Source organism: Kocuria cellulosilytica (assembly GCF_040981245.1).
Lineage (GTDB): Bacteria > Actinomycetota > Actinomycetes > Actinomycetales > Micrococcaceae > Kocuria > Kocuria cellulosilytica.
Genome location: NZ_JAVFWZ010000129.1, coordinates 1 through 532, shown reverse-complemented (window position 1 = coordinate 532; position 532 = coordinate 1). Strand labels below are relative to the sequence as shown.

Below are 532 nucleotides of genomic sequence, written 5' to 3'. Positions count from 1 at the left end.
GGTCCAGGGCACCGAGGCGAGCCCGTAGGAACCGGGGACGGCGACGCGCAGCCGGGACCGCGTCCCGTCCTGCAGGGGCGGCGAGGACTCCTCCACCACGGAGCCCGTCCACGCGGGGGTCAGGCGCGTGAGGGCTCCCGGACGGGCGTGCCAGGCGAAGACGTCCTCGACGGGATGGGGCACGCGGGAGCTGAAGGTGAAGGTGGTCATGCCAGCCACTCAACCCCCATCGCCGCGGTTCGTCCAGGACCCCGGCCCTGCGGGTCCGCCGTGTCCGGGGGCCTGCCGCGGCTCGGGGATGCTCCGCGGGGCCCGGCGCCGGGCTCAGCCCCGCCGTCCAGGGTCGCGGCGGGGGAGCGGTCATGGGGGGCCGTTCCCGGCCGTCGTCCGCCCTTCCCCGGCTCCGGCCGGTTCGCTAGGGTGGACGCACGTTCGAGCGAAGGAGGTTGCCATGACCACCCCCAACGACGACGCCCCGAACCTCGACGACGTCATCACACCCGAGGAGGACGCACTGCCCCGCCCCATCCAC

General features: G+C 75.2%; 1 pseudogene. It reads right to left on the bottom strand.

Features of this window, described 5'->3' with window-relative positions:
- A pseudogene (locus tag RCG67_RS17335) lies at window positions 1-210 on the bottom strand (TIGR01777 family oxidoreductase); the annotation flags it as partial.
- Window positions 211-532 lie beyond the last annotated feature (322 nt).